Genomic DNA, 18,411 nt, shown 5'->3' with positions numbered 1-18,411 from the left:
GCCGTGAGCGGCCCGCGACACTCAGGCCAGATGCACCGCGAGCGCCCTGGCCACCAGAGCCTCGACGTCGGCGCCGGGTGCGACCAGACGCAGGCTGCGATTGGCCTGCGTGGTGGCGATGCCGTGCAGATTCGTCCACAGGGCGATCGCGCGGTCGCGCGGATCGGTCGTGCCCGCCGCCGCGCCGACCAGCTCGGCGAACCGCGCGAACAGCGGCAGGGTGACCGACCGCAGGTTCTCGCCGGAGCCTTCGAGCAGATCGTGCCGGAACATGAGGGTGAACATCTCCGGCCGCCGCGCGGCGAACTCGATGTACTCGGCGCTCATCCGCCCGAGACGGTCGCGCGCGGACTCGGCGTCCACCGCCGTGAACCGGTCGGCGAGGTCGGCGAACCCCCGGGCGGCAATGGCGGCCAGCAGTGCGCGGTGGGTCGGAAAGTAGCGCCGCGGCGCACCGTGTGAGACGCCCGCCGCCCGGGTGATCGCACGCAACCCCAGGTGCGCGACGCCCACCTCCTCGAGCAGGTCGACGCCGACGTCGACCAGTCGATCTCGCAACGTCTCGCTCTCGGCCATGCGGACATTGTCTACGCCTGCCACGGCAGAACCACACTCCCGCACATAGACACTGTCTACGCGATGCGGTAGACAATGTCTACGCATTCGTCTACGGAGGTCTCCATGTGGTACTCGCTGTTCAAGTACGTGCTGCTCGGTCCGCTGCTGCGGCTGCTGGGCAGGCCCGATGTCGCTGGGCTGGACAACATCCCGCGCACCGGGCCCGTGATCATCGCGGCCAATCACCTCGCCGTGATCGACTCGCTCTACCTCGCGCTGGTCGTCCCCCGGCGCGTGACGTTCCTGGCGAAACAGGAGTACTTCACCGGGACGGGCCTGCGCGGCCGGTTCAATCGGTGGTTCTACTCCGTCTCCGGGCAGGTTCCGGTCGACCGGACGGGCGGCGACGCGGCCGCGGGCGCACTGGCCGCGGCCACCCGCATCCTGGAAGCGGGCGGCGTCTGGGCGATCCATCCCGAGGGCACCCGTTCACCGGACGGGCGGATCTACCGCGGCCGCACCGGCACCCTGCGGGTCGCCATGGCCACCGGCGCGCCGGTCGTTCCGGTGACGCTGTCGGGTACCGATCGGGTGAACCCACGCGGCAGGCGTCTGCCGCGGTTCGGCAAAGTGCGCATCGAGTTCGGGACGCCGCGCCGCTACCCGCCCGCCGAGCAACACCACATGGTGCGCGCCGCCACCGACGAGCTGATGCGCGAGCTGGCCGCGCGCTCGGGCCGGTGCTATGTGGATCGCTACGCGGCCACCTTCTCGTCGCTGTGACCTGGGGCCCCCGGAAAAGGGGTTAACGCCGCCCCCCGATGGCGGGATAGTGGGGGGAGGCCGGTTCCCGGCGACAGCTGGTGGTTAGGAGATGAACGTTGAGCAGGTTCACCGACGAAATGTATGCCACGGCGCGAAACTCCGAGCGCGGACTGGTAACCGGCGAGCCCAGCGCCCCGCTGCGGCGCACCTGGGCGGAGATCCACCGGATCGCCCGGCGCATGGCGGGCGGGCTGGCCGAAGCGGGCATCGGGCACGGCGACGCGGTCGGCGTGCTCGCGGGCATGCCGGTCGACATCGCCCCGGCCTGCCAGGCCGTCTGGATGCGCGGCGCGTCGATCACCATGCTGCACCAGCCGACGCCGCGCACCGATCTGGTGGTCTGGGCGCGCGACACCGAGACCGTGCTGACCATGATCGAAGCGCGCGCGGTCGTGCTGGGCGCGCCGTTCGAGGCGGCCGAGCCGCTGCTGCGCGAACGCGGCATCACCGTGGTGCGCATCGACCAGCTGCCCGACGGTCCCGACACCGACCCGGTGCCCACCGCCGAGGGCGATATCGCGTTGCAGCAGTTGACCTCCGGGTCCACCGGCTCGCCCAAGGCGGTCCGGATCACGCACGAGAACTTCTTCGTCAACGCCCACGCCATGTTCGACCGGGTGAAATTCCAGCTCGACGACGACGTGATGGTCAGCTGGCTGCCCCTGTTCCACGACATGGGCATGGTCGGATTCCTCAGCGTCCCGATGCAATTCGGTGCCGAAGTGGTGTGCGTGACACCGCTGGACTTCCTCACCAGGCCGCTGCTGTGGGCCGAGCTGATCAGCAAGTACCGCGGAACCGTCACCGCCGCGCCGAATTTCGCCTACTCGCTGCTGGCCCGGCGGCTGCGGCAGGCCGACGACGGCGCGTTCGATCTCAGCAGCGTGCGCTACATGTGGAACGGCGCCGAACCGGTGGACCCGGACACCATGGACGCTCTGGCCGCCGCCGGGAAACGCTTCGGGCTCAACCCGATGGCGCTCACCCCGGTCTACGGCATGGCCGAGACCACGCTCGCCGTGTCGATCCCCGACGCCGGTCACGGACAGGTGCTCGACGTGATCGATGGCGATCTGCTCGAAGCGATCGGCAAGGCGGTGCCGGTGCCGGAGGAGCACGGCCAGCCCGCCAACATCCGCAGACTGCCCACCCTCGGCTATCTGGTCGACCATCTGGAGGGCCGTATCGTCGACAGCGAACGTCAGCCGCTGCCCACCCGGTCGGTGGGCGTGATCGAATTGCGCGGCCCCGCGGTCACTTCCGGGTATGTGACGGTGGACGGATTCCAACCGGCCCAGGACGACGATGGCTGGCTGGACACCGGCGACATCGGCTACTTCACCGACGAGGGGCTGATCGTGGTGTGCGGCCGGATGAAGGACGTGATCATCATGGGCGGCCGCAACATCTACCCCACCGACATCGAGCGCGCCGCGACCAGGGTGAGCGGCGTACGTCCGGGCAACGCGGTGGCGGTGCGCCTCGACGCGGGCCAGAAGCGGGAGAGTTTCGCCGTGGTGGTGGAGAGCGGCAGCCACCAGAACCCCGACGAGGTCAAGCGCATCGAGCGCGAGATCGTGCATTCGGTGTTCGCGGAGGTCGGCGCCCGGCCGCGCACCGTCACCGTGCTCGGCCCCGGCGCACTGCCGAAGACCTCTTCGGGCAAACTGCGCAGGGCCGCGACCGCGATTCATCTGCCGCGCGGATGATCGGCCGGGCGCACCCCGTATCGAGCGAGGTGCGCCTCAGTGCACTTGGTTCTGCGCGGTCTCGAGACCCACGCGCAGCAGCAGCTCCACCGCGTCGGCGGCCTGCTCGACGATCACCGGGACCTCCTTGCGCTCCGGCGCGGAGAACGGCTTCAGCACGTAGTCGGCCGGATCCTGGCGGCCCGGCGGGCGGCCGATGCCGATGCGGGTGCGCAGGTAGTCCTTGGTGGTCAGGGCGCTGGAGACGGAGCGCAGACCGTTGTGCCCGCCCTCGCCGCCGCCGCGCTTGAGCCGGATGGCGCCGAACGGAAGGTCGAGTTCGTCGTGCACGACGATCACCTCGGTCGGCGGCACGGAGAAGAACTTCGCCAGCGCGGCCACCGGCCGCCCGGACAGGTTCATGAACGCCCGCGGCTTCGCGATCAGCACTTGGCGCCCGTCCAGCCGCGCCTGCAGCAGGTCGGCGCCGGATTTCTTGTGCACACCGAAACGGCCGCCGACGCGCTCGGCGAGCACGTCGGCGACCAGGAAACCCACATTGTGCCGGGTGCGCTCGTATTCGGGACCGGGGTTGCCCAGTCCGACGACGAGCGCGGGCCCGGCGGACGGTGCGCTGTTACTCAGCGCTCTCGCCCTCGGCCTCGGCCGTTTCCTCGCCCTCGACGGGCTCCGCGGCCGGGGCGGCGATCACGTTGACGATCAGGATCTCCGCATCGGCGGCCAGCTCGACGCCCTCGGGCAGCTGCAGCTCGCCGGCGGTGATCTGGGTGCCCGCCTCGACGCCCTCGACGGAGACCTCGATGGCCTCGGGCAGCTTCATCGCGTCGGCCAGGACGGAGACGGTGGTGGCTTCCTGGGTGACCAGGGTGCCGGGGACGGCGTCGCCGGCGACGGTGACGTTCACGTCGGCGGTGACTTTCTCGCCACGCTTGATGATCAGCAGGTCGGCGTGCTCGATGTAGCGGCGGATCGGGTGCACCACGACGGACTTGGTCAGCGCGAGCTGCTTCTGTCCGTCGATGACGAGGTTCAGCACCGCGTTGGTGCCGTGCTCACGCAGGATGGCAGCGAAGGCCTGGGCGTTCACCGACAGGTGCTGCGGGTCGGCCTGGTGGCCGTACAGCACGGCCGGGACGTTGCCCGCACGACGGGTACGGCGGGCGGCGCCCTTGCCGAACTCGGTACGTACGGATGCTTCGAGAAGGTTGACGTCGGACATGACTGGATCTACTCCTACGGCTCTTCCGGGCTGTCAGTTACACGTCAGGGGTTCCGCACACCTGACGGGGGTGGTCTACTCGTCGGGGCGAAGACCGAACGAGGACGGCCGGAAGCCGAGCCGCGTCGATCACGGTGTCGCAAAACTGGTCTGCGGTCACCCTCGCCGAGACAACCCGAACACCATACCCCAGCGCAGAGGCGCTCTTTGAATCGGGTGGTCACCGGCGGTTCGGCTCGCGCTCGAGCGAGTCGCGTACGCTGGCGTGGTTGCCGATCGGTTGTCTGCGAAAGGTTGTCTTGCGTTGAGCGCCTCCCCTGAGGGTGTTGTCGCGCCCGCACCCCGCGGGCTGTCCGCCGAGGTAGCCCGCCGGCGCACGTTCGCGGTGATCTCCCACCCCGACGCGGGCAAGTCCACGCTCACCGAGGCACTCGCCCTGCACGCCAGGATGATCTCCGAGGCGGGCGCGATCCACGGCAAGGCCGGGCGCAAGTCCACCGTCTCGGACTGGATGGAGATGGAGAAGGCGCGCGGCATCTCGGTCAGCTCGACCGCGCTGCAGTTCAACTACCGCGCAGCGGGGTCCGAGGTCGACAGCGTCATCAACCTGGTGGACACCCCCGGCCACTCCGATTTCTCCGAGGACACCTACCGGGTGCTCACCGCCGTCGACGCCGCGGTGATGCTGATCGACGCCGCCAAGGGCCTGGAGCCGCAGACGCTGAAGCTGTTCCAGGTCTGCCGCCACCGCGGCATCCCGGTGATCACCGTGATCAACAAGTGGGACCGGCCGGGCCGGGCTCCGCTGGAACTGCTCGACGAGATCGATGAGCGGATCGGCCTCACCCCCACTCCGCTGTTCCTCCCGGTCGGTATCGCGGGAGACTTCCGCGGCCTGCTGCGCCGGGGCCCGGACGGCGCGGCGCTCGAATACATCCACTTCACTCGCACCGCGGGCGGCGCGACCATCGCGCCGGAGGAGTCGCTGACTCCGGAGGCGGCCGAGGCGCGCGAAGGCGAGCCGTGGACCACCGCCGCGGAGGAGAGCGAGCTGCTCTCGGCCACCGGCCAGGACCACGACCAGGAGTTGTTCCTGGCCGGGCAGACCTCACCGGTCATCTACGCCTCCGCGATGCTGAACTTCGGCGTGCGGCAGCTGCTGGAGACCCTGGTGGCGCTCGCGCCCGCCCCGGGTCCGCGCCGCGATGTCGAGGGCAAGCCGCGCGAGACCGGCGATCCGTTCAGCGCGGTGGTGTTCAAGGTGCAGGCGGGCATGGACGCCGCCCACCGGGACCGGCTCGCGTTCATGCGGATCGTGTCGGGCGAGTTCGAGCGCGGCATGGTGGTCACCCACGCGCAGACCGGGCGGCCGTTCGCCACCAAGTACGCGCTGACCGTGTTCGGCCGCGAACGCGCCACCGTCGACACCGCCTACCCCGGTGACGTGGTGGGCCTGGTCAACGCGACGGCGCTGGCTCCGGGTCACACGCTGTTCGTGGACAAGAAGGTGGAGTTCCCGCCGATCCCGTCGTTCGCACCGGAGCATTTCGCCGTGCTGCGGGCCCGTAGCGCGGGCAAGTACAAGCAGTTCCGCAAGGCGATGGACCAGCTCGACTCCGAGGGCGTCGTGCAGGTGCTGCGCAACGACATCCGCGGCGACGCCGCTCCGGTCCTGGCGGCCGTCGGCCCGATGCAGTTCGAAGTGGTGACCGCGCGCATGCTCACGGAGTTCAACGTCGAGACCACGATGGAGCACCTCGGCTACACGCTGGCCCGGCGCACCGATGCCGCGTCGGCGGACGAACTCGGGCGGCAGCGCGGGGTGGAGGTGTTCACCCGCTCAGACGGTGCGCTGCTCGCGCTGTTCAGCGATAAATGGCGGCTGCAATACATCGAGAAGGAGCACCCGGCGCTCACCTTGGAGCCCCTGGTGGCCACCGCCGACTGAGTCAGCCGGCCTCGGACTCCGGCCGCATCGGCGGGGCCCCTGGGTCGCGTTCGATCGAAGAGATGCCGTCTTCTTTCGCGATCAGGCCCCAGCGGCTCGAGGTCAGCCGCAGGCTGGGCAGGTCGCTGAGGGAGAGCACCACTTCATAGGTGCGTTCGTAGCCGGTGTGCGAGATGCGCCAGTGGCCGTCGTCGCAGCGGACGTAGCGGTCGGTGTAGAAGGCCGCGCCGCGCAGCAGCATGTTGTGGCCCGGAATGAGCACCGTGTCGGCGAGGTACCACGTGCCGGTCGCGGTGTCGCCGTCCACATCGATTTCCGGGTGGTCGCAGCGGTGTTCGGTGATCACGTGCGGCCCGAGCGTGTTGCGCATGAACGCGATGAACGCCTCGCGCGACTCGAACTGCAGATATTCGCTGTAGGTCGCGGTCGCCTCGGGCACCATGGTGTCGGCGAAGTCATCCCAGGATTTGGTGTCGAGGGTGCGCAGGTACCGGTACTTCAGCCGGGAGATCGCCGAGACGTCGTCCAGCTCCCGCTCGTCGCGGCCGCGGCCCGCCCGCGGATCGTCGCGCACCTGCCCGAAGTCGATGGTTCCCGCGTCGAAGCGCAGCCGGTCCTCGGCGTCCGCATCCCCTTCACCGGCGCTGGTCGCCCGCCTGTCGCGGTTCGGACCCGCACCGACCGGGTCGAAATCTCGTTCCTCCGGCTCCGGTATGCCGGAATCGATGTCCACCCCGCCGCGCTCTTGGCCACCCGGGGGAAATCCCAGGTCGTCGCGCTGCGGCCCACCGGAGCCCGTGCCCCGGTCGTTACGCACTTGCCCAGCGATGCCCAAACCTGGGTCGCCGCGCCCCTGCCCGCCGGTTCGCTGATCCATACCCTCAACAATCCCATTCCGAGTGCCGGATTGGGAGGGTTGTATCAGATTGCTATCACGGCGAGCGGAACATTCCGGTCAAGATCAACTTCGGGTCAGCTTCCGATCGTGAAGCAGGTACGGCAGAAGTCCTCGCCGAACTCGGTCAGCCGGAGACTCTTGCGCACGATCTTCGGCGCCCGGCCCGCCTTCTTCAGCGCCGCCTCCACCACGGGCTGCACCTCGAGCACCATGTACCGGCTCAGCACTACCGGATCGTCCGAGGTCAGCGTCAGCCCGAGGCGATTGAGATTGATCAGGTAGGACCGCGCGCGGTCGGGGTAGCGCACGCCGGCCTGCTCGGGCACCGAGGTGAGATCGCCCTGCACCAGTTCCGAGCCGATCCCCAGCGGCCGGTTGGTGCGCACGTCGACCGCGGGCTGCGGGCCGTTGAGCGCCATGAAGCGCAGGATGCGCGCCTCGTCGGGAGCGAGTTCGTCGAGGATGCGGTCGTAGGCCGGGTGTACGTCCTCGGTGAAGTAGACGTCGGCGGACCTGGCCAGCAGCGCGTCGCCACGGCGGCGCAATTCCTCGGTGCTCGCCGAACGCAGGTAGGGGCCGACGGCGAGCGGCTGCTGCGAGGTGGGGCCGTTGGAGGTCGGGACGTAGCTGACGATCTCCCGGACCGAGCCCTCGGTGACGCCGAGGGCGCTGCGGGCGATGGAACGCAACGCGTTTCCGGTCCGCTCGGCGATCTCGGCCGAGGACTCCCCGTCCAGTGCGGCCTGGGTGATCTCCCTGGTGACCTCGTAGGTCGTGCCGACCGCCCATTGGCTTCCGCGCACGACGGTGCCCGCGGCCACTCCTGCCGCGCGGAACACGCCGCGGATCAGCCGGGCCTCATTGCTGATCTGCCGCTGTTCGACATCCGAACTGCGCTCGACGGCGCGGGAACCTGGCCGTGCCACGTCCTGTCCGGTCCTGTCGTCTGCCACGTTTTCTCCGATATCGCCGGGGGAACGAATCCGCTCCACAGATTACTTCCCCTTGTGTCGCGGGTCATTCGCACCGCCTGACTCGGACAGTGCGACCGGCACGCGGCGCGCAATAGGGTTTCCTCGAGGAGGGGGTGCTAGTTTTGGGTGCCGGTGAGGCGGCGATCACCGGTGTATCGGCAGGAGGGTGTCGTGTTAGAGAGCGTATTCGGAATCCACCCCACGATCCTCCTCGAGCTCGTGACCATACCGCTTTTCACCGGCGTGATCGGCTACATCACCAACTGGACCGGCGTGCTCATGCTGTTCAAGCCGGTCGCCTTCCACGGTGTCCGAGTTCCCGGTCTGCGCGCGCTGTATCCATTCCTGCCCAAGCGAATTCAGGTCCTCCCGCTGCTCAGCTATGACGGCCGGTTCGGGTGGCAGGGCATCGTCCCGTCGCGCGCCGACAAGATGGCGAGCATCGCGGTCGACAAGGGCCTGGCCAAGCTGGGCAGCGTAGCCGACTTCTACCGGGAGCTCGAGCCGGACAAGCTGGCCGAGCATCTCACCAGCATCGCCGACGCGCAGATCAAAGACATCGTCGAGGACATCCTGCGCCGCGAGCATCCTCAGCTCTGGTACAACCTGCCCGCCCAGGTGCGCGACATGGTGCATGCCAGGGTGCGCCAGCAGCTGCCGGAGATCCTGCGTGAGCTGACCGAGGAATTAGGCGCGAATATCGATCAGCTGCTCGATGTGAAGCAGATGGTGATCCGCTACTTCCAGGCCCGGCCGCATCTGCTCAACACGCTGTTCCAAGTGCTCGGCGCGAAGGAACTGCGATTCATGCAGAACTTCGGTTTCTACTTCGGCGCGCCGATGGGCGTGCTGCTGGTGGCCGTCCTGCATCTGAGCGGCTGGTCCAGCCTGGTCGTGCTGCCGATCGGCGGCGTGATCATCGGCTGGGTGGTCAACTGGATCGGCATCAATATGATCTTCGCGCCCGCATATCCGAAGTGGTGGGTCCCGTGGCGGCAGGGCCTGCTGATCAAACGCAAGTCCGAAATCACCGACGGATACGCGGAATTGGTTTCCAGCCAGGTGATCACCGTGGCGAATATCGGCGACGAGTTGCTCAACGGCCCGCGCTCGGACCGCACCATGCAGATGCTGGAGGACACGCTGCGCCCGGCCGCCGACCGCGCGCTCGGCCCCGCGCGTCCTGCGGTCAAGTTCATGCTCGGCAGCCGCGAATACGACTCGTTGCAATCGACCTTCACCAACGAAGCCATGTCCATCGCGCCGATCGCGTTCGCGGACCCGGAGTTCAATGTCCGCCAGGGCAGGCAGATCAACGAATACATCGCCAGGCAGATGGCGATGTTGTCGCCGCCGGACTTCGTCGACATGCTTCGCGCGGCCATCAAACAGGATGAATGGCTCCTTTTCGTCCATGGCGGCGTGCTGGGGCTCTTCGCCGGATACGCTCATATCCTGATCTTCGGAACGGGAGTGGCGACATCATGGCTGTAGCGAGTCCGGACGACGGCGATCTCGAGGCCGTCGAGCACCTCGACGCGACGGCGGCGAATGCCGGGCCATCGCAGGAGATCGCCCGGCGGCCGGCTTCGGACATCGCTCACACCGACGAATTACCAAGACGGGTCACGGTTCCCGTGGCCACCGTGCGCGCCGCGACGGGCGTCGCACGGGTCGCGTGGACCGCCGTCACCGGGGTGACCTCCTGGGGAGTCGGCACCGCGGTCGACGTCACCTCGACCGTCGTGCGGCGCAGCATCGAGGGAGCGCCGCCGCGAGAAGTGCTGGCCGAGGCGGAGTCCGAAGTCCGTGACGCGATGCGCAAAGCGCTCGGCCTGTCCGCCGCCGCGCAACCGCCCGCGCAGGATGCCGTGCCGACGCTGCGCGAGCAGGGCGCCGCGCTGCTGCGGTTGTCGGCGAGCCCGCACGGCGAGGACGACAACCATCCGGCCTTCGCGGGCATGCTCGCCGAGCTGACCCCCGACGAGGCGCGCATCCTGCGTTTCCTGCATCTGGACGGGCCGCAGCCCTCGATCGACATCCGCACCGGACGCCCGCGCGCGCTCGGTTCCGAACGCCTCGGCTCGATGCTCACCCTGATCGGCGAGCACGCAGGCCTGCGCTTCCCCAACCGGATCCAGCAGTACCTGACCAACCTGCGCAGACTGGGCCTGGTCGAGCACGCGCGCGAGCCGGTCGGCAATCCGAACCGGTATCAGCTGCTGGAGGCGCAGTCACCGGTGCGGGAGATGCTGAAGCGGTCCGGCTTCGGCACCAAGGTGATCTACCGCAGCGTGGTGCTCACCGACTTCGGCGCGGACTTCGTGCGCACCTGCCTGCCCGTGGTGGTGCAGGACGGACGCGCCTCGGGGCACTAGGGTTCCCAGCCGCGCAGCGCCAGCTCGGCCACCCGCTGCAATTCGGCCCGGCTCGCGCCGTCCCGCGCCGCCTGGGACATTCCCTGCATCACCGTGCCGACATAGCGGGCCAGCGTGCGCGCGTCGAGGTGACGCGGCAGGACGCCCGCGTCGATGTCGGCCTGGATGCGCGCGGCGAACGCGTCGATGTTCCGGTTGCGCATGTCGCGCAGGAAATCGGCGATCTCGGCGCTCGTGGTGTTGACGCCCGCGCTGATCACCAGACAGCCGTGCGGGCACTCCGGCCGGGTGTACTCCACCGCCGCCTCCCGCAGGATGCGCCGGACCGCCGCGTCGGCGGTGCCCTCCTCGGCGAGCGCTCGCGTGACGAATCCGCCGTAGCGCGCGCCGAATTTCGCGACGGCCTCGGCGAACAACGTCTTCTTGTCCCCGAACGCCGCGTACAGGCTGGGCGCACCGATGCCCATCGCCGCGGTCAGGTCTCCGATCGACGTGGCCTCGTACCCGCGTTCCCAGAACAGCCGCATGGCCTTCTCCAGCGCGGCGTCCCGGTCGAAGGATCGGGGCCGCCCGCGGGTCGTGGTACTCATGCCGCAATTTTATAGCGGTCACTAGAGAATGTGCTACCTTCCTTTCTGTAGCGACCGCTAGAGAAAGGGGCCCGTGATGGGCGCACTGACGGGCAAGACGGCACTGGTGACCGGAGGCAGCCGGGGTATCGGCCGGGCGATAGCCGAACGACTGGCCCGCGACGGCGCACGGGTGGCGGTTCACTACAACAGCGACGAGCAGGCCGCGAAGGCGACCGTGGCCGCGATCGAGGCGTCGGGCGGCGCGGCATTCGCGATTCGCGCCGAACTGGGCGTGCCCGGTGACGCCGAGGCGCTGTGGGCGGCCTTCGACGCGCACGCCGACGGCCTGGACATCCTGGTGAACAATGCCGGCACCGACGGCATCCGGGAGCCGATCGCCGGGACCGACGAGGCGGCGTTCGACCGGGTCTTCGCGATCAACGCCAAGGCACCCTTCTTCATCACCCGTCTCGGCCTGGATCGGTTGCGGCCGGGCGGGCGGATCGTCAACATCTCCACCGGCCTGACCCACGGCGCGTACATGCCGCAGCTGATCGCGTACACCATGACCAAGGGCGCGATCGACAGTTTCACCAGCGTGCTCGCCAAGGAGGTCGGGGCGCGCGGCATCACCGTGAACGCGGTGGCGCCGGGCATCATCGACACCGACATGAACGCGAACTGGCTGCGCAACGCCGAAAGCCAGGCGGCGGTGGCGGCGATGTCCCCGCTGAAACGAGTGGGGCAGCCCGCCGACGTCGCCGACGTGGTCGGATTCCTCGCCTCCGACGAGGCGCGCTGGGTGACCGGGCAGTGGATCGACGCCACCGGCGGCGGCCTGCTGTAACGGCCAGGGGATTGCCCCGCCCCCGGTTCCTTTTCGCGACGCCCGCTACGGAACGGCATCGCCCGGCCGCTCCCATTAGGCTTGAGCACCGTGCTGTCAGTTGTGCCGAGTCCCGTCACCGTGCGGGCGCCGTCGAAGGTGAACCTCCATCTCGGAGTGGGCGACCTGCGTGCCGACGGCTACCACGACCTGACCACGGTGTTCCAAGCGCTGTCCCTGAGCGACGATCTGGAGATCTCCCCCTCGGGTTCGCTGGCCGTCCGGGTCACCGGAGAGGGCGCCGCGGACGTGCCGACCGACCGGACGAACCTGGTCTGGAAGGCGGCCGTCCGGCTCGCACACCTCGGCGGCCGCGCTCCCCTGGTGGAAATCGCCATCGCCAAAGGCATTCCGGTAGCCGGGGGTATGGCGGGCGGGAGCGCCGACGCCGCCGCCGCGCTGGTCGGGCTGAACGAGCTGTGGGACCTGGGACTGTCCAGGGAGGAACTGAGCGCGGTGGCGGCCGAACTCGGCAGCGATGTGCCGTTCGCCCTGCACGGCGGCACCGCGCTGGGCACCGGCCGCGGGGAGCGCCTGCTGCCGGTGCTGTCGCGCAATACCTTTCACTGGGTGCTCGCCTTCGCCAAAGGCGGCCTGTCCACGCCAGCGGTCTTCGCCGAACTCGACCGGTTGCGCGAGCACGGCGATCCGCCTCGGGTCGGCGAACCGCAGCAGTTGATGCAAGCCCTGGCCTCCGGCGACGCGCACCAGCTCGCACCCTTGCTCGGCAACGACCTCCAGGCGGCGGCGGTGTCGCTGAAGCCGGAACTGCGCCGCACGCTGCGGGCGGGCGTCACGGCGGGCGCGCTGGCCGGGCTGGTGTCCGGCTCCGGGCCCACGTGCGCGTTCCTGTGCGAGAGCGAGGAATCGGCGATCTCGGTGGCCGCCGAACTCGCGGGCGCGGGCGTCTGCCGCAGCGTGCGGACGGCCGGCGGACCCGTGCCGGGCGCGCGCATTCTCAGCGCCGACCCGTCGGGGAAGCACTGACCGGCAGCGCCTCGCCGACGGACTGAGGCGCCCGACCGGCAGCGACCGGAGGACAGAAGCGTCCAGTCCTCCGCCGCTGCACGAAGGCGTTGCTCAGGGCAGGGCGTCGGCGAGCCGATCGACCTGATCGGCATCGCGCCCGTAGCAGTAGAACATCACCTCGTCCGCGCCCAGATCGCCGAATTCGGCGATGGTGGCGCGGATCTGCGCGGGCGTGGTGAGCATTCCGGCGAGGAAGCCCTCGGCGTAATCGCTGAACGCGTAGTAGGCGCCCATCGACGCGCGGGCGTCCTCGATGACGTGATCAGGGCCGAGAGCCACGTTGACCTGGGCGACGATCCTCGGCTCACCCGAGCGGCCGTGGTCGACCCAGGAACGGCGCACGGTATCGAAGAGGTTGCCCGCCCAGGAGGGCGGCGCGGCGGCGAGGAATCCGCCGCCGAACCGCCCGACACGTTCGAGCGCGGCGGGCTGGAAACCGCCGAACAGGATCTCGGGCCCTTCCGGGCGCAGCGGCGCGGGGCCGATCGGCCCGCACTCGTCGCTGTAGGCCTCCCCCGCCCACAGGCGGCGCAGGAGCGCGAGTTGCTCGTCGAGGCGGCGGCCGCGGGTGCGCAGGTCGGTGCCCGAGGCGAGGTGGTCGTCGGCGCGTCCGCCGACGCCGAGGCCGAGCACCAGCCGTCCGCCGGTCATCCGGTCGAGCGTGGCGGCCTGCTTGGCGAGCAGCACCGGATCGCGCAGCGGCGCGAGCAGCACTTCGGTTTGCACCTTGACGCGGCTGGTCGCGCCGGCGATCGTGGCCAGCGCGATCAGCGGTTCGGGGTTGTCGTAGACCAGCCGGTCGAGCAGGCCGAGCGTGCGGAACGGGCCCGCGTCGGCGCGCCGGGCCCAGTCGAGCAGGGCGGCGGGATCGGAAATGGGCAGGCCGAGGCCGACGTGCATGGAATTCCTCCAGGGAAGCGATGCGGAATGGGACGGGTGCCGCCCGCCGACACCTCGAGGCGAGGTGGGCGTCCCACTCTGCGGCTGTACTTCTGGGGAACGCCGGATCGGTTACATGGAACGAACAGTGTTCGTTCACCGATCAATCTAAACGAACATTGTTCGTCCCGCAAGCTCTCCCGCTGCTCGCCGGGCGAACGGACGCCCCGCCCTGGTCGGTACGCTGGCCCGGGGCGCTCATCGGAGCGCTCCCGCAAGACACGGAAGGATCCATGTCCAACCTGATCAATCTCGAACAGGTCCACAAGAGCTTCGGGATCAAGCCGCTGCTGGACAACGTCTCGCTCGGCGTGCACGCGGGCGAACGGATCGGAGTCGTCGGCCTCAACGGCGGCGGCAAGACCACCCTGCTCGAGGTGCTCACCGGTATCGAGGAACCGGACAGCGGCCGAGTCAGCCGGCTCGGCGGCCTGCGCATGGCGGTGGTGACCCAGCGCGGCGTGCTGCCGCCGGGGGCGACGGTCGGTTCGGTGGTGCTGGCCGGGCTGGCCGACGACGCCATGACCGACGAGGTCGCCGAACACGAGTGGGCCGCCGACCCGCGCATCCGCTCGGTGATGGAAGGCATCGGCATCGCCGATCTCGGCTTGGACACCTCGGTGGACAATCTCTCCGGCGGCGAGCGCCGCCGGGTCGCGCTCGCCGCCGCGCTGGTGCGCGAACTCGACCTGCTGGTGCTCGACGAGCCGACCAACCACCTGGACGTGGAGGGCGTGCAGTGGCTGGCCGCGCATCTGCTCGGCCGCCGCAGCGCCCTCGTCGTGGTGACCCACGACCGCTGGTTCCTCGACACCATCGCCACCAACACCTGGGAAGTGGTCGGCGGCAAGGTCGAGAGCTACGAGGGCGGCTACGGCGATTGGATCTTCGCCCGCGCCGAGCGCGCCCGCCAGGCGGACGCGTCCGAGGCCCGGCGGCGCAATCTGGCCCGCAAGGAATTGGCCTGGCTGCGGCGTGGCCCGCAGGCGCGCACCTCCAAGCCGCGCTATCGAGTCGAGGCCGCCGAGGCCCTGATCGCCGACGTGCCGCCGCCGCGCGACAGCGTCTCGCTGGCGGCCTTCGCGCGCAAACGCCTCGGCCGCGTCGTCGTCGAGCTGGAAGACGCCACGCTCACCACCCCGGACGGCAGGGAACTGGTGCGGGACCTGACCTGGCGGCTGGCGCCGGGCGAGCGCGTCGGCCTGGTCGGCGTCAACGGCTCGGGCAAGACGACGTTGCTGCGCGCTCTGGCCGGAGACACCGGCGCGATCTGGGCCGGGGGCAAGCGCGTCCAGGGCCAGACCGTCCAGATCGGCTGGCTGCGCCAGGAACTCGACGACCTGCCGACCGGCCTGCGGGTGCTGGAGGCGGTGCAGCAGGTCGCACAGCGAATCATGCTGGGCGACAAGGAGGTCTCCGCCGGCCAGCTGGCCGAGCGGCTCGGCTTCACCCCCGCCCGCCAGCGCACCCCGGTCGGTGACCTGTCCGGCGGCGAGCGGCGGCGCCTGCAACTGACCCGCATCCTCATGTCCGAGCCGAACGTGCTGCTGCTCGACGAGCCGACCAACGACCTGGACATCGACACCCTGCAACAACTGGAGGACCTGCTCGACAACTGGGCGGGCACGCTGGTCGTGATCAGCCACGACCGGTATCTCATCGAGCGGATCTGCGACTCGACCTGGGCGCTGTTCGGCGACGGCAAGCTCACGAACCTGCCCGGGGGCATCGAGGAGTACCTCACCAGGCGCGCGGCCATCACGGCGAGCCGGAGCCGCGCCGCCGCGCCGGAGGCCAAGCCCGCCGACGCACCGGCCACCGACTCCGCCACCTACCGCGCGGCCCGCAAGGAACTCACCCGGCTGGAACGCGCCATCGACAAGCTCTCCGAACGCGAGCAGCGCTTGCACTCGGCGCTCGCCGACGCGGCCACCGAGCCGGACAAGCTGGTCACCTTGGGCGCGGAACTCAAGCAGGTACTCGCGGAGAAGGAGACGGCAGAGGAGCGCTGGCTGGAACTGGCCGACGACGTGTGAGTTCGCGGCACCCTTGCGAACTCATACCCATAGGGGGTATCTTTCGGAGGTGGTCGAGGTACCCCCCGGCCGTATGAGAATTTGGATGCGAAGGAGTCGGACATGCCCACTACCACCTACACCGTCACGGGGATGACCTGCGGGCACTGCGTCAGCTCCGTCAAGACCGAGATCGGCAAGATCGACGGCGTGACCGGCGTGGATGTGGATCTTGCCAGCGGCGCCGTCCGCGTCGACAGCACCGCGCCGATCGCCGACGCCGACATCGTCGCCGCGGTGGACGAAGCGGGCTACGAAGTCGCCGTCTGATCCGGACCGTTCGCGTGGCTCCTCGCTCCGGCCGATGCCGGTACGGGGAGCCACTGCCTTGTGCGCAGTGCTACGCCGGGGCCGCCAGGCGGACGAAGGCGGCGGTGTCCAGGGTTTCGCCGCGGGCGGTGGGGGCGATGCCCGCGGCGAGCAGGCGGCGCTCGGCTTCGGCGGGCGAGCCCGCCCAGCCGGCGAGCGCGGCGCGAAGGGTCTTGCGGCGCTGCGCGAACGCGGCGTCGACGACCGCGAAGACGCGGCGGCGATGCTCGGCGTCCATCGGCCACGGGGGCTGGGCGTAGCGGTCGATCCGGACCAGCCCCGACTCGACTCGCGGAACCGGCCAGAACACCTGGGTGCCCACCGCCCCAGCACGCCGGACCGTCCCGAAGAAGCCCGCTTTCACACTGGGCACGCCGTAGGTGCGACTGCCGGGAGCGGCGGCAAGCCGATCGGCCACCTCCGCCTGCACCATGACCAAAGCGACTGCGATGCTGGGCAATTCGGCGAGCAGATGCAGCAGCACGGGCACTGCCACGTTGTACGGGAGATTGGCCACCAGCGCGGTCGGCGCCGCGGGCAGATCCGCGGCGGTGACGCGCAGCGCGTCCGCCTCGACCACCGACAGGCGCGCCGTCAGATCCGGCGCCCGGTCCGCGACCGTCATCGGAAGGTGGCGCGCCAGCACGGGATCGATTTCGACCGCGACCACCGAGTCCACCACGTCCAGCAGCGCGAGGGTCAGCGAACCGAGACCGGGCCCGACCTCGAGCACCACGTCCCCGCGCCCTACCCCGGCGGCCGCGACGATCCGCCGCACCGTGTTCGCGTCGTGCACGAAGTTCTGCCCGAGTTGCTTGGTCGGCCGCACCCCCAGCCGCTCGGCGAGCACCCGCACTTCGGCGGGCCCGAGCAGCGCCGCACTTCCACGAGCGGAGATTTCAGGTTCGGACACCTCGAGAATCTATCAACCGCGCCGCGACGCCCCCGGCGTCCGGTGGAGCGTCAGCCGATACCGAGCCGGCCGGTGCAGGCGGGCCACGCGCCCCAGCCCTGCCGCTGGCGGGTGATCTCGGCGATGGCGATCTGCTCTTCCCTGGTGGCCATGTCGGCGCGGGGGGCATACCGCAGCCCGCCCTGCCGCTCCCAGGTGCCCTGGTCGAACTGCACGCCGCCGTAGTAGCCGTTACCGGTGTTGATCGACCAGTTGCCGGTCGACTCGCAGCGGGCCAGCGCGTCCCAGATCGCGCCGTCGCGCACCGGCGGCACCTCGGTGCCCGGCTTGGCGCCCTTGCGGACGGTCTTCGGCTGCGCCGCCACGGTCACCGTGGAACCGACCGCCTGACGGTCCACTTCCTGGCCGTTGACCATGGTGACCGCGAACGTGACGTCCTGGACGCCGGGAGCGCCGGGTGACTCGACCACCGTGCGGCTCATGTTCATGGTCGGGTCTTCGATGACGTTCTCCGGCGGGTCCAGCGGCAGCGTCTCGGTGTGCTGTTCTACCCGCTTGCGCGTCACGGTGACGCGCAAGCCGTTCGTCACCGGGGTGGACGCGGCCGGTTCGACGGAATCCTGCTCGATCAGCGGGATGCCCGCCACCTCGAGGAATTTGCCGACGGTGGGGGCGGCGGCGCGCACATCCACCGGGCTACCGATGCCGTCGACCAGCGAGACCACGCGCGGGGTCGCGATCATGAGCGTGGCGCCCTGCAACGGGAGCCGCTCATCGCGGGCGGGCGAGACGTACACCTCTTTCGAGATCTTCAACTGCTCGAGCGCCTCGCCCGCGGTCACGCCGGTGGTCCAGACCCGCTGCGTCATCCCGTCCACGGACAGATCCACCTCGCGGGCGCGGTTGAGCGTGATGGTCGCGCCGTCGCCGATGTGCGCGGCCAGGGCGGGCGCCACCTTGTCCCGATCGGTCACGGCGAAGCCCGCGGCCTTCAGCACACCCCGCACGTCGCGCGACATCGTGGTCTGGAAGAGCTTCTCGCCGTCCACGACGACGGTCACCGTCTTGCGATTCACGATCGCGAGGCCGGCGCCGATGATCAGCGTCAGCAGCAGCGCGCCGACCGCGATGTGCAGCAGCGGCGAACGCGACTGGTTGATCCGCGTGAAGGGGGACATG

At 69.8% G+C, this 18,411-nt stretch carries 18 protein-coding genes; 9 read left to right on the top strand and 9 right to left on the bottom strand.

Going from position 1 to position 18,411, the window contains the following annotated elements; genetic code table 11:
- Positions 1-21: 21 nt before the first annotated feature.
- On the bottom strand, positions 22-576 hold the full coding sequence (locus tag ACZ6DL_RS29175) for a TetR/AcrR family transcriptional regulator (protein WP_466055876.1): 555 nt from the start codon (positions 574-576) through the stop codon (positions 22-24).
- Between the two features lie 105 nt (positions 577-681).
- On the opposite strand from ACZ6DL_RS29175, the gene ACZ6DL_RS29170 reads away from it, so the two are divergent.
- Both ACZ6DL_RS29170 and ACZ6DL_RS29165 read left to right on the top strand, forming a co-directional pair.
- A complete protein-coding gene (locus ACZ6DL_RS29170; protein WP_466055874.1) occupies positions 682-1,341 on the top strand; it encodes a lysophospholipid acyltransferase family protein in 660 nt (219 codons plus the stop codon).
- 98 nt (positions 1,342-1,439) lie between these two features.
- Positions 1,440-3,092, top strand: coding sequence for a fatty acyl-AMP ligase (locus tag ACZ6DL_RS29165; RefSeq protein ID WP_466055872.1), 1,653 nt, complete (start codon positions 1,440-1,442; stop codon positions 3,090-3,092).
- Positions 3,093-3,128: 36 nt separating this feature from the next.
- Here the strand turns inward: ACZ6DL_RS29165 and pth are convergent, their stop codons facing one another.
- Both pth and ACZ6DL_RS29155 read right to left on the bottom strand, forming a co-directional pair.
- Complete coding sequence (gene pth, locus ACZ6DL_RS29160) at positions 3,129-3,716, bottom strand: aminoacyl-tRNA hydrolase (RefSeq protein ID WP_466056075.1); 588 nt, start codon at positions 3,714-3,716, stop codon at positions 3,129-3,131.
- Entirely contained in the window at positions 3,709-4,311 is a 603-nt protein-coding gene (locus ACZ6DL_RS29155; protein ID WP_466055870.1) for a 50S ribosomal protein L25/general stress protein Ctc, read from the bottom strand. The genes pth and ACZ6DL_RS29155 overlap by 8 nt, the downstream gene beginning before the upstream one ends.
- Before the next feature lie 304 nt (positions 4,312-4,615).
- On the opposite strand from ACZ6DL_RS29155, the gene ACZ6DL_RS29150 reads away from it, so the two are divergent.
- Positions 4,616-6,259, top strand: coding sequence for a peptide chain release factor 3 (locus ACZ6DL_RS29150; RefSeq protein ID WP_062972610.1), 1,644 nt, complete (start codon positions 4,616-4,618; stop codon positions 6,257-6,259).
- A gap of 1 nt (position 6,260) precedes the next feature.
- Here the strand turns inward: ACZ6DL_RS29150 and ACZ6DL_RS29145 are convergent, their stop codons facing one another.
- On the bottom strand, positions 6,261-6,788 hold the full coding sequence (locus ACZ6DL_RS29145) for a nuclear transport factor 2 family protein (RefSeq protein ID WP_157114124.1): 528 nt from the start codon (positions 6,786-6,788) through the stop codon (positions 6,261-6,263).
- 443 nt (positions 6,789-7,231) lie between these two features.
- Entirely contained in the window at positions 7,232-8,110 is an 879-nt protein-coding gene (locus ACZ6DL_RS29140) for an Abi-alpha family protein (RefSeq protein WP_393233692.1), read from the bottom strand.
- A gap of 192 nt (positions 8,111-8,302) precedes the next feature.
- Between ACZ6DL_RS29140 and ACZ6DL_RS29135 the strand changes: the two genes are divergently transcribed.
- Complete coding sequence (locus tag ACZ6DL_RS29135; protein WP_391464118.1) at positions 8,303-9,625, top strand: DUF445 domain-containing protein; 1,323 nt, start codon at positions 8,303-8,305, stop codon at positions 9,623-9,625.
- Positions 9,616-10,509 (top strand): Abi-alpha family protein, encoded by an 894-nt coding sequence (locus ACZ6DL_RS29130; protein ID WP_357952906.1) that lies wholly within the window; start codon positions 9,616-9,618, stop codon positions 10,507-10,509. The genes ACZ6DL_RS29135 and ACZ6DL_RS29130 overlap by 10 nt, the downstream gene beginning before the upstream one ends.
- On the opposite strand, the gene ACZ6DL_RS29125 is transcribed toward ACZ6DL_RS29130, so the two are convergent.
- A complete protein-coding gene (locus ACZ6DL_RS29125) occupies positions 10,506-11,099 on the bottom strand; it encodes a TetR/AcrR family transcriptional regulator (RefSeq protein WP_466055866.1) in 594 nt (197 codons plus the stop codon). The two genes, ACZ6DL_RS29130 and ACZ6DL_RS29125, sit on opposite strands and share 4 nt — an antisense overlap.
- 76 nt (positions 11,100-11,175) lie before the next feature.
- On the opposite strand from ACZ6DL_RS29125, the gene ACZ6DL_RS29120 reads away from it, so the two are divergent.
- Complete coding sequence (locus ACZ6DL_RS29120) at positions 11,176-11,928, top strand: SDR family oxidoreductase (protein ID WP_466055865.1); 753 nt, start codon at positions 11,176-11,178, stop codon at positions 11,926-11,928.
- A 90-nt stretch (positions 11,929-12,018) separates the two neighbouring features.
- Positions 12,019-12,954: a 4-(cytidine 5'-diphospho)-2-C-methyl-D-erythritol kinase gene (locus ACZ6DL_RS29115; RefSeq protein ID WP_062972681.1), complete on the top strand. Its 936-nt coding sequence runs from the start codon at positions 12,019-12,021 to the stop codon at positions 12,952-12,954.
- A 93-nt stretch (positions 12,955-13,047) separates the two neighbouring features.
- Here ACZ6DL_RS29115 and ACZ6DL_RS29110 read toward each other — a convergent pair whose 3' ends face one another.
- Positions 13,048-14,004, bottom strand: a complete 957-nt coding sequence (locus ACZ6DL_RS29110; protein ID WP_466056072.1) for an LLM class flavin-dependent oxidoreductase — start codon at positions 14,002-14,004, stop codon at positions 13,048-13,050.
- A 164-nt stretch (positions 14,005-14,168) separates the two neighbouring features.
- Between ACZ6DL_RS29110 and ACZ6DL_RS29105 the strand changes: the two genes are divergently transcribed.
- Complete coding sequence (locus tag ACZ6DL_RS29105) at positions 14,169-15,971, top strand: ABC-F family ATP-binding cassette domain-containing protein (protein WP_466055862.1); 1,803 nt, start codon at positions 14,169-14,171, stop codon at positions 15,969-15,971.
- A 102-nt stretch (positions 15,972-16,073) separates the two neighbouring features.
- Entirely contained in the window at positions 16,074-16,280 is a 207-nt protein-coding gene (locus ACZ6DL_RS29100) for a heavy-metal-associated domain-containing protein (protein ID WP_062972683.1), read from the top strand.
- A gap of 70 nt (positions 16,281-16,350) precedes the next feature.
- On the opposite strand, the gene rsmA is transcribed toward ACZ6DL_RS29100, so the two are convergent.
- Positions 16,351-17,232: a 16S rRNA (adenine(1518)-N(6)/adenine(1519)-N(6))-dimethyltransferase RsmA gene (gene rsmA, locus ACZ6DL_RS29095; RefSeq protein WP_466055860.1), complete on the bottom strand. Its 882-nt coding sequence runs from the start codon at positions 17,230-17,232 to the stop codon at positions 16,351-16,353.
- A 50-nt stretch (positions 17,233-17,282) separates the two neighbouring features.
- Positions 17,283-18,410, bottom strand: coding sequence for a transglycosylase family protein (locus ACZ6DL_RS29090; RefSeq protein WP_466055858.1), 1,128 nt, complete (start codon positions 18,408-18,410; stop codon positions 17,283-17,285).
- Between the last annotated feature and the right edge of the window lies 1 nt (position 18,411).

The organism is Nocardia sp. NPDC041819 (assembly GCF_055590505.1).
The sequence above is the reverse complement of the archived record's forward strand: the minus strand, read 5'-3'. Positions and strand labels throughout refer to the sequence as shown.